11 protein-coding genes are annotated in these 15,112 nt (G+C 66.0%); 8 read left to right on the top strand and 3 right to left on the bottom strand.

Going from position 1 to position 15,112, the window contains the following annotated elements:
* Positions 1-80: 80 nt before the first annotated feature.
* From Q8T13_22835 to Q8T13_22825, 3 genes are all read right to left on the bottom strand, one after another.
* Positions 81-2,258, bottom strand: coding sequence for a tetratricopeptide repeat protein (locus Q8T13_22835; GenBank protein MDP3720610.1), 2,178 nt, complete (start codon positions 2,256-2,258; stop codon positions 81-83).
* Positions 2,259-2,361: 103 nt separating this feature from the next.
* A complete protein-coding gene (locus Q8T13_22830; GenBank protein MDP3720609.1) occupies positions 2,362-4,539 on the bottom strand; it encodes a glutamine synthetase III in 2,178 nt (725 codons plus the stop codon).
* Positions 4,540-4,797: 258 nt separating this feature from the next.
* A complete protein-coding gene (locus tag Q8T13_22825) occupies positions 4,798-5,673 on the bottom strand; it encodes an SGNH/GDSL hydrolase family protein (protein ID MDP3720608.1) in 876 nt (291 codons plus the stop codon).
* Between the two features lie 42 nt (positions 5,674-5,715).
* Between Q8T13_22825 and Q8T13_22820 the strand changes: the two genes are divergently transcribed.
* From Q8T13_22820 to lpxB, 8 genes are all read left to right on the top strand, one after another.
* A complete protein-coding gene (locus Q8T13_22820; protein MDP3720607.1) occupies positions 5,716-7,443 on the top strand; it encodes an AMP-binding protein in 1,728 nt (575 codons plus the stop codon).
* On the top strand, positions 7,436-8,374 hold the full coding sequence (locus Q8T13_22815) for a metal-dependent hydrolase (protein MDP3720606.1): 939 nt from the start codon (positions 7,436-7,438) through the stop codon (positions 8,372-8,374). The genes Q8T13_22820 and Q8T13_22815 overlap by 8 nt, the downstream gene beginning before the upstream one ends.
* Positions 8,375-8,437: 63 nt before the next feature.
* A complete protein-coding gene (locus tag Q8T13_22810) occupies positions 8,438-9,334 on the top strand; it encodes a hypothetical protein (protein MDP3720605.1) in 897 nt (298 codons plus the stop codon).
* Positions 9,334-10,014 (top strand): hypothetical protein, encoded by a 681-nt coding sequence (locus Q8T13_22805; GenBank protein ID MDP3720604.1) that lies wholly within the window; start codon positions 9,334-9,336, stop codon positions 10,012-10,014. The genes Q8T13_22810 and Q8T13_22805 overlap by 1 nt, the downstream gene beginning before the upstream one ends.
* A gap of 13 nt (positions 10,015-10,027) precedes the next feature.
* Positions 10,028-11,053 (top strand): UDP-3-O-(3-hydroxymyristoyl)glucosamine N-acyltransferase, encoded by a 1,026-nt coding sequence (lpxD, locus tag Q8T13_22800; protein MDP3720603.1) that lies wholly within the window; start codon positions 10,028-10,030, stop codon positions 11,051-11,053.
* Positions 11,053-12,444 carry a pitrilysin family protein gene (locus Q8T13_22795; GenBank protein ID MDP3720602.1) on the top strand — a complete coding sequence of 464 codons (1,392 nt, stop codon included), beginning with the start codon at positions 11,053-11,055 and terminating at the stop codon, positions 12,442-12,444. Before lpxD ends, Q8T13_22795 begins: the two co-directional genes overlap by 1 nt.
* Complete coding sequence (locus tag Q8T13_22790; protein MDP3720601.1) at positions 12,441-13,967, top strand: pitrilysin family protein; 1,527 nt, start codon at positions 12,441-12,443, stop codon at positions 13,965-13,967. The genes Q8T13_22795 and Q8T13_22790 overlap by 4 nt, the downstream gene beginning before the upstream one ends.
* The gene (gene lpxB, locus Q8T13_22785) at positions 13,964-15,106 is read left to right on the top strand and encodes a lipid-A-disaccharide synthase (GenBank protein MDP3720600.1); all 1,143 of its coding nucleotides are present in this window, start codon (positions 13,964-13,966) and stop codon (positions 15,104-15,106) included. Before Q8T13_22790 ends, lpxB begins: the two co-directional genes overlap by 4 nt.
* Positions 15,107-15,112: the final 6 nt, after the last annotated feature.

Genomic DNA, 15,112 nt, shown 5'->3' with positions numbered 1-15,112 from the left:
AGGTGCCTAAGGTGCCTAAGGTGCCTACGGTGCCAATCGACATGCAGACGGGGCGGCCAATGTGGCCGCCTCGTTTGTTTTTATGGCTTGCGGCCGAGGACGGTGCGGGCCTGGTCGCGGTTGGCGCGGGCTTCGGCGTAGTCGGGACGCGCCGTGACGGCGCGCTCGAACTCTGCGAGGGCGTCGGCCATGCGGCCCTGCTGGGCCAGGGCGATGCCGAGGTGGTTGTGGGCCTCGGCCCAGCCTGGTCTTGCGGCCAACACGGCGCGAAAGCGCTGCGCGGCGCCGGCGAAGTTTCCTTCCTCCAGCAGAATCGCGCCGATGTCGTAGGTGGCATCGGGCTCAGCCGGCGCCAGCGCGACCGCGCGCTCGAGATGAGCCATTCCCTCGGCGCGGTTGCCCATGTCGATCAGCATGTTGCCCAGGTTGCGATGGGCTTGCACGGAACGGTCGTCCAGCGTCAGCGCCGCGCGAAACTGGGCGACGGCACCGGCGGCATCGCCCTTGCCGGCGAGCGCGATGCCCAGATTGTTTCGCGCCTCCACCGTGTCGGCTGACTGAAGCGCCTGGCGGAACTGCTCGACCGAGCCGCCGGCATCACCCTTGGCGAGCAGGGCATTGGCCAGGTTGTAGCTGGCGCTGGCGAAGTCGGGTCGGAGTGCCAGCGCCTGGCGATAAGCAGCGATCGCTTCGTCCAGCCGTCCGGCGGCGCGCAGCGACGCGCCCAGGTTGTTGTAGGCCGGCGCGTGGTCAGGCGCCAGCGCGATGGCGCGCTGGTGGTGCGCCACGGCGTCGTCGTGGCGCCCTGCCGCCTGCAGGGCGGTACCCAGGTTGGTTTCGGTAATGCTGCGCATCAGCGTCGGCGACAGCAACGGCACGTACGCCACCACCAGCGAGGCGGCGACGCCTGCGAGCGCCGCCCCCCGCATCCGAACCGAGGCTTCCCGCCAGAACGCTTGTCCACCCACGATTGCGGCTGCCGCCGGCAGCAGCAGGAACGGTACCAGCGGGTAGCGGTAGCGCGCGAACACGTAGAACACGACCACGCTGGCGGCGTAGGCGAGGGTCATGGCGTACAGCAGCCACAGGTTCCGGCGGTGCGGCCAGGTCACGAACACCCCGGCAACGGCGAGGGGCACCAGCACGCCGAAATGCCCGACCCAGCTGCCGATCGCCAGCGGCCACGACCACTCGGCGTAGCTCTCCTGGCTTTCGGTATCGAGCATCTCGGTCGCGTTCACCAGTAGCAGGACCTTGCGCCCCAATAATCGGATCCAGTCCACCGGTTGCGACGTGATGTAGTCGACGACGCGGCCGGTCCAGAAACTGGACACTTCGCTCGGGGTCAGCGCGTGGCCGACGGCTTCCTCGGCAACCTCGGTGGCGTCAATCCGCTCGAACTCGGGGGCGCCGCGGCCAAACCGGATCGAGGCATAGGTGCCGTCGGCGCGCGGGTTGTTGCCGATGTAGAGGTTCGAGCCGAATTGAGACGTCGTCAAATAGAAGTCGCCGCCGACGGCGTAATTGCGCGCGGCAACTGGCAGCAAGACCACGGTGAGGCCGAGGACGAAAGTGCTTACGGCACCTAAGGTGCCTACGGTGCCTCCGGTGCCAACGGTGCCAACGGTGCCAACGGTGCCAACGGTGCCAACGGTGCCTACGGTGCCAACGGGGGGAGTGTCAGGGCCGGTGCGGGCGCGAACGATGATCCACCCGACGATGACCGCGATGAAGACCAGTGCGTTCTCTCTAGTGAGCGCGAGTCCGCCCATCGCCAGGCCCAGCGCCAGCCAGTTCGCAGGCGTCGCGCCACCGCGCAGGATTCGGGCCATCAGCCACAGGCTCAGGCACACGAAGAACATGTCGAGCACGGACTTCTGGATCAGGCTGTCGAAGAAGATCGCCGGCGCGTAGAGCGCCAGCCCGAAACCGGCGATCAAACCGACCGGCTTCGAGAAGAGGCGGGCGCCGGTCATGCCGAGCAGCGCGCACGACGCCGAGCCGATCACCGCCTGGCAGACGCGCAGGATCAGCAGGTCGCGGCCGAACACCGCGTAGACGCCGCCGACGAAGTACGGATAGAGAGGTGCCTGGTAGAAGACTTCCGTGCCAACCCAGTCACCGGCGGCGAGGCGCCGGGCCCACTCGTCGTAACCGTGGGCGTCACCGAGCAGGACGTCGAAAAAAGGGGAGGGCTGGATCTGCAAGAGGTGGAGCAGTCGGACTGCGAGGGCGACGGTAAAAATGACCCAGGGCAAGAACCAGATAGTAGATGGCCCTCGCTCACGAACACAAGAGATCAGGAGCCTAGGAGTAGTCTTTTGAAAGACTGGCTCCTGAACTCCTGGCCTCCTGTAAGAACTACTTTACGAACAACATCTCGCGGTAGGTCGGCAGCGGCCACACTTCGTGCGGCACGACCACCTCGATCTGGTCGCCCAGATCACGCAGCTTGACCATGGCCGGCACGATCGTGTCGCGCATGTACTTGGCGTGCTTCTCGGACGAGGCGCTGCTGTGGTCGAGGGCCGCCGCCAGCCGTTCGGTCTGGGCGCGGAACGCGTCGGTCAGCTTGACGATCTGCGCCAGCACCTTCTTGCCTTCCTTGCTGGGCACGCCGCCGGCCCTGGCCGCCGCGACGCTCTGGCCGACCCGCTTCACGTACTCGAACGCCGCCGGCAGGATGTAGCGGTTGGCCATCAACACCATCAGCTGCGCCTCGATATTGATCGTCTTGCAGTAGGTTTCGAGGTTGATCTCGAAACGGGCGTGGAGTTCGGCCTCGGTCAAGACCTTGAACTTCTCGAACGCCTTGATCACGCCGGGCTTGATGATCTCGGGCAGGGCATCGACGGTGTTCTTCAGGTTCAGCAGGCCGCGCTTGGCCGCTTCCTTCTGCCATTCGTTCGAGTAGCCGTTACCGTTGAAGATGATCCGCTTGTGCTTCTTGATGGTCGCGCGCAGGAGCGACGCGACGGCGGCTTCGAGTGCTTCGCCCTTGGCCAGCTTGGCCTCGAGCTCGGTGGCGAGCGCGTCGAGCGAGTCGGCGACGGCAACGTTGAGGCAGGTGCCTGGCAGCGCGACGTTCTGGGTCGAGCCGACGGCGCGGAACTCGAACTTGTTGCCGGTGAAGGCAAACGGCGAGGTGCGGTTGCGGTCGCCGGCATCGCGCGGCAGCTGCGGCAGCGCGGCGACGCCAATGTCGAGGAAGCCGCCGGCCTTGGTGCTCTTGGCTCCGCCGCCTTCCACCTGATCGAATATCTCGGTGAGCATGTCGCCGAGGAACACCGACAGGATCGCCGGTGGCGCCTCGTTGGCGCCGAGGCGGTGGTCGTTGCCGGCGTGGGCAATGCTCATGCGCAGCAGGCCCTGCGAGACGTCAACCGCGCGAATCACCGCGGTGCAGAAGAACAGGAACTGCATGTTGTCGTGCGGCGTATCGCCCGGGTTCAACAGGTTGTTGCCCAGGTCGTCGCCCATGCTCCAGTTGAGGTGCTTGCCCGAGCCGTTGACGCCGGCAAACGGCTTCTCGTGCTGCAGGCAGGCCAGCCCGTACTTCGGCGCGACGCGCTTCAGCGTCTCCATGGTCATCATCTGGTGGTCGGTGGCGACGTTGGCGCTCTCGAAGATCGGCGCGACTTCGTACTGCGACGGCGCGACCTCGTTGTGACGCGTCTTGATCGGCACGCCGCACTTGTAGAGCTCGGCTTCGGCCTCGGCCATGAAGGCGAGGACGCGTTCCGGGATCGAGCCGAAGTACTGATCTTCGAGCTCCTGGCCCTTGGGCGGACGGGCGCCGAACAGCGTGCGCCCGGCGTTCAGCAGGTCAGGCCGCGCGAAGTAGAAGTTGCTGTCGATCAGGAAGTACTCCTGCTCGGGTCCGAAGGTCGCGGTCACGCGGGTTGCGCTCGAGCCGAAGAGCTTGAGCACGCGCACCGCCTGCGCCGAGAGCGCTTCCATGGAGCGGAGCAGGGGCGTCTTCTTGTCGAGCGCCGCGCCGGTCCAGCTGACAAACGCCGTGGGAATCACCAGCGTCGCGCTGTTGTTGTGGACCAGGAGCCAGGGAGGGCTGGTCGGGTCCCATGCCGTATAGCCACGGGCCTCGAAGGTGCTGCGAATGCCGCCCGACGGGAAGCTCGAGGCGTCGGGCTCGCCGCGGACCAGTTCCTTGCCGCTGAATTCCGCCAGGGCGCGGCCATCGGCCGTGGGGCCGTAGAACGAGTCGTGCTTCTCGGCGGTGATGCCGGTGAGCGGCTGGAACCAGTGCGTAAAGTGCGACGCGCCGTGCTCGACCGCCCAATCCTTCAGCGCCGAGGCGACGGCATCGGCCGTCGACGCGTCGAGCGCTTCCCCGCGCATGATGGTGTCGCGCAGCGCCTTGTATGCGGGCTTCGGCAGCCTGGCCTGCTGGACCTTGTCGCTGAACACGCGCGCGCCGAACGTGTCTTTCACGTTCGCGGGGGTGTGCGCCAACCGCCCCTCGGTCATAGCCCACCCGCGGATGCCCTTGATTGCCTCGCCCAATGCTGCGGAACCCATGCGTATTTGCCCCTTTTGTATGAAAGACCGCTCGACGAGCGGTCGGATGACAAATTATGCACGTTTCAGGCATCACTTTGCAATATTCCACCCATCAACAAGGTAGATTCTGACAAGAAACTGCAAAGTGCGATCGGGAAAGTTCAGAAACTGCACAAAGCGTGGGTCGGTTAGATTCGGTCAATGGGCCGATGCCCCTAAGAACAGGAGTCCAGGAGATCAGGAGTTTTCTCCTGAGACTCCTGATCTCCTGTGAATCTAGGGAAAGACGCGGCGTTGCGGGCAGGTCGTTGACGGCGTGCGATTCGTGCCGTCCCTCAGGGCCGGGAGGGTCAGTTCGGCGAACACGGCGTAGCCGCCATCACTTGGGTGAAAGCCGTCAGCGGCGTAGTTGGACGGCAGATAGAGCCGCGCATCGCACATCAGATCGACCACGAGTACGTTTTTTGACTGTAGCGCGTTGATTTTGTCCGACAGGCCGACAGCCACCCGCTGCATCAGGCTCTTCTCGGCGGTCGGGTTACCCGAGAGGTAGGGTGACGCCGCCAGATTGGGGAGGTTGAGGGCCACGATCCGCGCGTTGGGCGCACGCGCACGGATCCGGGCCACCAGGTCCTCGAGGTCGATACCCCATTGCTGGATCTGCGTGGCCGCGAACCCGTTGGGATCGGCCCCGCCTTGCGATCTCGCCGCGAGGGCAATCGTATTGGCGTCATTACCGCCCGCGAAAATTGTCACGTGGGTCGTCGTCGTCGGCACGAACGGCGCCTCGCGTTCGATGAAGTTGCCGGCCAGCGAATCAATCGGGCGGCCGATCGAGGCAGCCAGGTCGAACACCGCCTTGCTCAGGACCGACCCAGGAATGCTGAGGTTGCGGTGTTCGACGGTTCGGCCGCCCTCGGCCAACTGGCGGCGCAAGGTCTGGACGTAGCCGGTGCCTGTGGGGCAGTCGGAAAACGGCAGGCAGGGCGACGACCCGCCAAAGCCAATCCCGTCACTGGCGCCGATCGCCGTGTAAAAAATGGATGAATTGGCAACCGTTGGGGATGGCGAAGTGGGCGAATCCTGCTGACCGCAGGCGGCGCCCAGGGCGATTAGGCTGAGAAACGCCGTCGTGCGCAGGATTTGTGTCATGGCTACCATGGCCTGTGCAAGAATTGCGCCCCGGAACCCAAAATGACGAACCCAACTCGTCCGTGGACACGTTTCTATCATCCGTCAACCGCCCAGGACCTGGGGCCATTGAAGTGGCCGCACATGGCTGCGGCGATTCGTGACGCCGCCGCCACTTACGCGCCGCAGACCGCGTTCACCCTCGGACTGCCCAACGGATCGCAAGGTGGCCTCACCTACGCCGAGGTCGATCGCCTGTCGGACCAGTTCGCGGTCTACTTGCGCGAAGTGGCCGGGTTCAAGGCCGGCGACCGGGTCGCCCTCCAGATGCCGAATTGCCTGGCCTACCCGATCGCGGTCTTCGGGACGCTCAAGGCCGGGTTGATCATGGTGAACACCAATCCGCTGTACACGCCCGCCGAGATGATGCACCAGTTCTCTGACAGTGGCGCCACCGGTCTCATCGTGATCGACTTGTTCGCCACCAAGGTGGCCGAGGTGCTGCCCAAGACCGCCATCAAGACGGTGATCGTCGTGTCAATCGGCGACCTGCTGTCGCCAGTGAAGCGCCTGTTGATTGGCGCGGTGCAGAAGTACGTCAAGAAGATGGTGCCGCCAATTACCTTCGCGCACACCACCTTCCGGCGCGCGCTGGCCGCCGGCGCCGATCGCATGGCTGCGGGCGCCGACCCGCGGCTGTATGCCGACGCGCTCGATCACGAGAGCATTGCGGCGCTGCAATACACGGGCGGCACGACCGGCGTCGCCAAGGGCGCGGTGCTGACGCACGGCAACCTCGTCGCCAACACCACGCAGAGTCTCGAGATGTGGAAGCCGTTTCTGCGCATGGGCGACGAAGTGATGCTGACGGCGCTGCCGCTGTACCACATCTTCGCGTTCACGGCGAACCTGATGATCTTCTTCATCGCCGGCGGCCGCAACGTGCTGTCTCCGAGCCCGCGGCCGCTGTCGAATCTCAAGACAGTGATGGAGACCGAACCAATCACCTGGTTTACCGGCGTGAACACGTTGTTCGCCGGCTTGATGCACGAAGAGTGGTTCAAGACCCGCACCAACTGGCAGTTGCGCGGCTCGGTCGCCGGCGGCATGGCGCTGGTGCCCGTGATCGGGGAGCGGTGGGAGGCCATGACCAAGACGCCGATTTACCAGGGGTACGGTCTCACCGAAACCTCGCCCGTGGCCACCCTGAACCCGTTCCAGCGGCCCAAGCGCGCCTCCATAGGCGTGCCGGTTCCCGGCACCGACGTGAAGTTCGTCAATGCTGAAGGCCAGACCGTGCCGTTCGGCGAGGTCGGCGAACTGTGCATCAAGGGGCCGCAGGTCATGCAGGGGTACTGGCAGCGGCCCGACGAGACCGCTCGCTCGCTCTCCGACGGCTGGCTCGCTACTGGGGACATTGCGAAGATGGATGACGAGGGCTACATCGAGATCGTCGATCGCAAGAAAGACATGATCCTGGTGAGCGGCTTCAACGTCTACCCCAACGAGGTGGAAGCCGCCATCGCCGAGCATCCCGGCGTCGTTGACACCGCAGTGGTGGGCGTCCCCGATGACGAAACCGGCGAGGTGGTCGTCGCGTTCGTGATCAAGAAGGATCCCGCGCTCACCGAAGACGACGTGCGGAACCACTGCCGCAAGACCCTGACGGCCTACAAGATCCCGCGCCTCGTGGTGTTCCGCACCGATTTGCCCAAGACCAACGTTGGCAAAGTCCTGCGCAAGGACCTGCGCGACGATGCGATGAAGGCGTTCCTGGAGCGGCGTGGATAACCTGTGTCACTCGTTGGTGGGCGCGGCCATCGGCAAAGCCGGCCTCGCCCGCCGCACCACCCTCGGCATGAGCACCCTGGTGCTCGCCAACAACCTGCCCGACATCGACGTGGCGGTGTTTGCGACCAACACCCTGGCCATGTCGTTCCGCCGCGGCTGGACCCACGGCGTGCTGGCCCAGGCCACGCTGCCCATCATCCTGACCGGCGCCATGCTCGCCTACGATCGCCTGGTGCTGCAGCGCCGTGCGCAGGCGCCACCGCGCGCGGTGGCGCGCGAGTTACTCCGGTTGTCGTACCTCGGCGTGCTGTTGCACGTGTTCATGGACCTGATGAACAGCTACGGCCTCCGGTTGCTCATGCCCTGGTCCGAGCGCTGGTTCTACGGTGACGCCCTCTTCATTGTCGATCCCTGGCTCTATCTCGCGCTGGGCCTCGGGTGGTGGGGGTCGTTGCGGCGCGAACGGAAGGGCCTCGCCGGCGCCGCCCGGCCCGCCCGCATCGGCGTCGCGCTGTCGGCCGTCTACGTCGTCACCATGTTGGCATCGAATGCGGTGGCACGAATGGTGGTGAGCGGCGGGCTGGACCGCGCCGGTCGCCCCGTGGATACGCCCTTCATGGTCACGCCCGTGGCCGTCAATCCGTTCAGCCGCGAAGTGGTGGTTGACCTGGGCGATCGCTACGAGAAGGGCAACCTGTGGTTCGAGCCCTTGCCGCACTTCCGTCCTGCCGGGTTTGGCATCCCGAAAGGGTTCGACCAGGCCGAGGCACAGGCAGCACTGCAGTCGCCGCGTGCCCGCGCGTTCCTGCGCTGGTCGCGGTTCCCGTTCGTGCACGTTGACCGCAGCACCGCGCCCCCGGCGATCTGGCTCAACGACTACCGTTACGCGAATGCCGGCGCCTATGGATGGTCGGCGACCAGAATTCAGTAAGACGCCGGGTGCATTGTTTCGGGGCGTCACACAGAAAAATGCACCCGGCGTCATAATGGAGGCATGCGAATTGCCGCGCTAGTCCTCGCCGCCACCATCGCCCTGCCGAGTTCGGCGGCGGCCTGGGGGTTCGAAGCTCACAAGTTCATCGTCGATCGGATGATCGAGCTGCTGCCACCCGAGCTGAAGCCGCTCTTCGAGAAGCGCCGCGCGTTCGTCGTCGAGCGGTCGGTCGATCCCGACATGTGGCGAACGGTCGGCTTTGACCAGGAACCACCCAATCACTTTCTCGACATCGACTACGAGGCCTACGGTCCCTATCCGTTCGCCGCGCTGCCGCGCGACTACGACGCGGCCGTCCAGAAGTTCGGCAAGGATGTCGTGCACACGCAGGGGCTGCTGCCCTGGCGAACGGCTGAGTTCTATGGCCACCTCCAACGGGAGTTCGAGGCGCTGAAGCGCCAGACGCCGCCCCCCTACGCGGTCGACAACATCGTGTTGTTCGCGGCGGTGCTGGCGCACTACGTGTCGGACGCGTTCGTGCCGCTGCACGCGGTGGTCAACTACAACGGCCAGGTCACCGGCCAGGACGGCGTGCACTCGCGTTGGGAGTCGGAACTGTTCGAGCGCAACCGCAGCCGTCTCGTCATCAAGCCGGCCCCGGCCACCGCCGTCACCAGTCCGCGCGACTACATGTTCGAGGTGCTGCTGGCCAGTAACCGCGCCGCCGCCAACGTGCTCGAATCGGACCTTGCCGCGACCGCCGGGCGCGAGTTTTATGACGACGGCTACTTCGCGGCGTTCGGCAAGGGCACGCTGCCGACCCTCGAGCGGCAGCTGAACGCGTCGATCACCGCGGTGGCCTCGATGATCGTCGGCGCGTGGGAGCAGGCCGGCAAGCCGGCGATTCCGGCAGAGCCGGTGCGAACTCCGCGCCGAATTCGACGTCCTAACAAGTAATGGACGTGTATCTCGTGCCGATCGCCTCGGATCGCTTCGAAGCCTATTACGAGGCGCCAGACGATGAGGAGCCGGATGAGCCGGTTGGGGACAAGGGATTCTTTGGCCGGGCGCGGGCGCGCTTTCAGGCGCAATTGAAAGAGGCGGAACGGGCGCGGCACCAGGTGGCGCCAGAAGTGCCCACGACGTTCCTGGGAATGATGCAGCAGAAGTCGATGCGCTGGATTGCCGAGCGCATTGCCGAACAGCGGCTGCTCTGGCGCCTGCGCACGGCCGACGCGGCCACACTGCATGCCGATGCCGACATGGGCCCGGGCGAAGCCGAGGGCGTAATGCGCGCATCGATGAAGCGCGACGCCGACCGTCACCTCAGGCTGCTCGCCGTGCATTCCGTCGGGTTGATCGCTTCGGCGCCGGTCGCACTCATCCCGGGTCCCAACGTGCTCGGCTACCTCTTCACGTTCACCGTCATCGGTCACTTCCTGGCCTGGCGCGGCGCCCGGCGTGCCCTGCACGTGGTGCAGTGGCAGGTGGCGCCGAGCGCCGCGCTGACCGACTTGCGGCGCGCGTTCGTGCTGCGGGGCGAGCAGCGTCATCGGGCGATTCACGACGTCGCGCGCCGGCTGCACCTGCCGAAACTGGCCCGGTTCGTGGAGCGGATGGCCACGACGACCGCGTGATATTCTCGACCTTGTGACCCTCGGCGAGCTGGCTCAGCGATTGGAATGCCCCGTCGAGGGCGATTCCGGTATCGAGATTCACCGCGTGGCCAAGATCGAGACGGCCGGCGCCGGTGACGTGACCTTCCTCGCCCATCCGAAATATGCGGCGTTGCTCGCGGCGACCCGCGCCAGCGCGGTGATTGCCGCCAGCAGCGTGAGCGGCGCGCCGTGCGCGATTATCCGCAGCTCGACGCCGTACCTGACCTTTGCTCGCGCCGCCCGGGCGCTGTCGCCGGAGCGCCTGCCCGAGCCGGGCGTCCACCCGCAGGCGTCGGTCGCGGCCGATGCGACCGTCGATGCCACCGCCTCGGTCGGCCCGTTTGCGGTCGTCGGCGCCGGCGCCCGCGTGGGCGCTCGTACCATCATTCATCCCCACGTCGTGATTGGCGCCGACGCGACGATCGGCGACGACTGCGTGCTGCATGCGCACGTGTCGGTCCGCGAGCGCTGCACCCTCGGCGACCGCGTGGTGCTGCAGAACGGTGCCGTGATTGGCAGCGACGGCTACGGCTTCGCGCAGCGGCCCGATGGTTCGCACGAGAAGATCCCGCAGACCGCGCCGGTGGTGATCGAAGACGATGTCGAGATTGGCGCCAACACCACGATCGATCGGCCGGCCGTGGGCGAGACGCGGATCAAGACCGGCACCAAGATTGACAACCTGGTGCAGATTGCGCACGGCGTCGTGCTGGGACGCCACGTGCTGCTGGCCGCGCAGGTCGGCATTGCCGGCAGCACGGTGGTTGGCGATCACGTGACGTTTGGCGGCCAGGTCGGCGTGGGCGGCCACCTGACGATTGGCGACCGCGTGAAAGCGGTGGGGCAGTCGGGCATCACCAACTCCGTCGAAGCCGATCAGTTCGTCTCCGGGTACCCGGCCATTGCGAATACCGAATGGCGCCGGTCGTCGGTCGTGTTCCGGAAATTGCCGGAGATGCGGCGCCACTTGAAGGATCTCGAGGCGCGCCTCCAGAAGGTTGAAGAGACGGACAACTAATGCGGACACTCACCACGCTGGCACAGGCGGGTCTACCGACTCGCCTCTACGTAATCCTTGGGATGGTCGCCATCGGCGCGACTGTCTGGCTGGCGCCCCTCTATGCTGACGTGCGGCCGCCGAAGCTCGAGTACCAGCGGCTGGTGCTCCCCAACGGCATGGTCGTGGTCATGCACCAGGACAAGTCCACCCCGATTGTGCAGGTCGAGCTGTGGTACCACGTCGGCTCGAAGAACGAGAAGCCGGGCCGTACCGGCTTCGCCCATTTCTTCGAGCACATGATGTTCAAGGGCTCCAAGAACATCGAGCCCGAACAGCACACCTCGATCATCGCGTCGGTAGGCGGCCAGGCCAATGCCTACACCAACGAGGACACCACCGTGTTCTGGCAGACCATTCCGGCCCAGTACCTGCCGCTGGCGCTGTGGATGGAGGCCGACCGCATGGCGAGCCTGCGCATCGACGAGAAGGTGTTCATCGCCGAGCGCGAGGTGGTGAAGGAAGAACGCCGCATGCGCATCGAGACCCCGCCCTACGGGCTGCTGAACGAACTGATCAGCTTCCATGCCTTCGACGTCCACCCCTACAAGCACCCGGTCATTGGGAGCATGAACGACCTCAACGCCGCGACCATCGACGAGGTGCGCGACTTTCACAACACCTACTACGTGCCCGACAACGCGACGCTGTTGATTGCCGGCGACTTCGAGACCGAAACGGTGATCTCCCTGGTCAACCAGTACTTCGCCCGCATCCCGAAGTCGGCGAAGCCGGTGCCCCGGGACATTCCGAAGGAGCCGCTGCGCACGCAGGAACGGCGGATCAACCTGGAGCAGCCGTGGCCGTTGCCGGCGGTGATCGTCGCCTACCAGGCGCCGTACAACGGGCATCCCGATTCGTATCCAATGTTCGTGATGTCGAAGACGCTGTCGGACGGGCAGACCTCGCGCATCTACCGCAAGCTGGTCTACGAGACCGGGCTCGCGCTGACCGCGTTTGGCAGCAGCAGCTTTCTCGAAGACCCCGGCATTTTCTACGCGGTGGCGCTCGTCAACCCGGGCAAGTCGCCGGATGAAGTGGAGCAGGCGCTGATTGCCGAGTTCGACAAGCTCAAGGCCGACGGCATCTCCGAGCGCGAGTTGCAGCGCGCCAAGAACCAGTTTTCCCGCGACTACGTCCTGAGCCGGCTGTCGATCAAGGAGAAGGCGTCGCAGATGGGGCACGCCGAGGTGATCCAGAAGGACATGGCCACCGCCGACGGCGAGTTCGACACTTTCCTGAAGGTCTCGACCGCCGACGTCAAGCGGACGGCCCAGCAGTATTTCGTGCCCGAGCGGCGCCTGGTGATGCGCATCATGCCGCGGGGCGGCCTCAACGAGGTGGCGAAATGAGGGTCAAGGCTGTCGCCACGCTGGCGCTGTTCTCGGCGCTGACCGCGATTGTCGCGGCGCAGGTCGTGCCCGGGGCGCGTGAGTTCCGCCAGTCGTCCACCCAGGGCGCGCGCGTCACCGACTGGCCACGCGAGGGTCCGCCGCGCCCCTTGCCGGCCCGACCGGTGGTGTTCCCGCCGTACGAGATCCGCAAGCTCGCCAACGGGCTGCAGGTGGTCCTGGTCAGCCAGAACGAGCAGCCGTCGGTCAGCGTCCGCATGATCATCCGCGCCGGCGCGGCGCAGGATCCCAAGGACAAGCACGGCTTGGCGATGCTCACGGCCACCTTGCTTGATCAAGGCGCCGGCAAGCGTTCGGCCGAGCAGATCGCCGACACCATCGACTTTGTCGGCGGCATCCTCGGCACCGGCGCCGGCAGCGACCTGAGCTTCATCAACGCCGTGGTGCTGAAGGACAGCTACGACCTCGCGCTCGAGCTGATGGCCGACGTCGTCCAGCGGCCGACCTTTGCCGCCGACGAGATCGAGCGCCAGCGCCAGCAGGCGTTGTCGGCGCTGAAGGTGTCGGCCGAGGATCCCGGAGCGGTGGCGGGCCGGGTCATCGATCGCCTGATTTACGGGTTCCATCCGTACGGCATGCCCGGCGCCGGCACCGCGGCCTCGCTCGCGTCGCTGACGCGCGCCGATTTCGTGGACTTCCACAAGAAGTACTTCCTGCCCAATAACGCCCTGCTCGCCGTTGTTGGCGACATCGGGGCCGCCGAGGCGATGGCGGGCCTCGAGAAGCACTTCGGCGGGTGGCAGCCGGGGGTGGTGCCGGAGCAAACGTCGATCGAACCGCCCCAGCCCACCAAGCGGGTGATCGTGATCGACAAGAAGGACGCGGTGCAGACCCAGATCCGCGTCGGGCACCTCGCCATTCCGCGCAAGCACAACGACTACGAGGCGGTCGACCAGGCGGTCAAGATTCTCGGCGGCGAGGGCGCGAACCGCCTGCAGCAGGTGCTGCGATCGCAGCGGCAGCTGACCTACGGCGCGTCCGCGGATCTCGACACCTACAAGATGGCCGGCGCGGTCGTTGCCGAAACCGACACTCAAACCTCGAATACGGCCGAAGCCCTGCGGATTGTGGTGGACGAGTTCTCGCGGCTGCAGCGCGAACGCGTCTTCGATCAGGAACTGTCGGGGGCGCAGGACTACATGGTGGGGAGCTTCCCGTTGTCGCTGGAGGTGCCCGACGCCATCGCCACCCAGGTGTTGAACCAGTTGTTCTACGAGCTGCCGGTTGATGATCTGCCGAAGTACCGCGAGCGGATCTTGCGAGTCACGCCCGACGAGATCCAGCGGGTGGCGCGCTGGTTCATTCGCCCGGCGCAACTGTCGATCGTGTTGGTCGGCAACGCCGATGCCTTCGTGAAGGACTTGAAGGGGGTCGGCTTCGGGGACTTCGAGCGCATTGCGATCGAGAACATCGACCTGCTGTCGGCGGACTTCCAACGACGGCCGCCCGCCAGGCCCGAGTGACCCGGCTCATGTTGTCGTGCGGCGAGCCCTCCGGCGATCTCTACGCCGGCGCGCTCGTCGCCGCTCTTCGCCAGCGCGAGCCCGAGATCGAGGTGTTCGGCCTCGGCGGCGAACGGTTCAAGGCGGCCGGCGGCGAGCTGGTCGCCGACTTTCACGGTCTCTCGGTCACCGGGCTGACCGAAGCCCTCGCCGTCCTGCCGCGCTCGTTCCGGACACTGCGCCTGCTGACCGAGGCCGCCCGTACTCGCCGGCCCCACGCGCTGGTGGTCATCGACTATCCCGATTTCAACTTCCGGCTGATGCGCGCGATCAAGCGGCTTGGCGTGCCGGTGATCTATTACATCAGCCCGCAGCTGTGGGCGTGGCGGGCCGGGCGAATGAAGACCATGAAGCAATTCGTGGATCGGGTGCTGCCGATCTTTCCGTTCGAGGAAGCGCTTTATCGCGACGCGGGCATGGACGTGCGCTTTGTCGGGCACCCGCTCGTCGACATGGTCGCGCCCGTGCAATCGCGCGAGCAGTTGCTGCGGCGGCTGAACCTCGATCCGGCGAAGCCGGTGATGGCCCTGTTGCCGGGCAGCCGCCCGAACGAACTGGAGCGGCTGGCGCCGGTGATGTCGGCGGCGGCGCCGCAGATTGCGGCGCAGGTGCCGGACGTCCAGTTCATCGTTGCCCGCGCGCCGAACCTGCCCGATCGATTGTTCGAGAGTTTCGGCATCCCGGGCGTCACCCTCCGCATCGTCGAAGGCCGGACAGACGATGTGCTGCAGGCTGCCGATACGGTCGTGACTGCGTCGGGCACCGCGACCGTGCAGACGGCGTTGCACGGCAAGCCCATGGTGGTGCTGTACAAGCTATCGCCGCTGACCTACCGGCTCGGCAAGGGCCTGGCGCGGGTCGACATGTACGCCATGGTTAACCTGATCGCGGGTCAGCGGATTGTCCAGGAGCTCATCCAGGACGACTGCACGGCCGAGGCGGTTACCGCCGAAGCCGTGCGCATTACGACCGATGCCGGCTATCGCGAGCAGATGATCGTGCAGCTGGCTGACGTGTGCCGCCGGCTCGGCGGTCCGGGGGCCAGCGAGCGCGCCGCCGAAGCGGTGCTCGATGTCGTACACTCGGCGAATGGGTCGTAGCTGTTC

Source organism: Acidobacteriota bacterium (genome assembly GCA_030697165.1).
Lineage (GTDB): Bacteria > Acidobacteriota > Vicinamibacteria > Vicinamibacterales > UBA2999 > 12-FULL-67-14b.
Note: the sequence above shows the minus strand (reverse complement) of the source record. Positions and strands in the feature narration are given on the sequence as shown.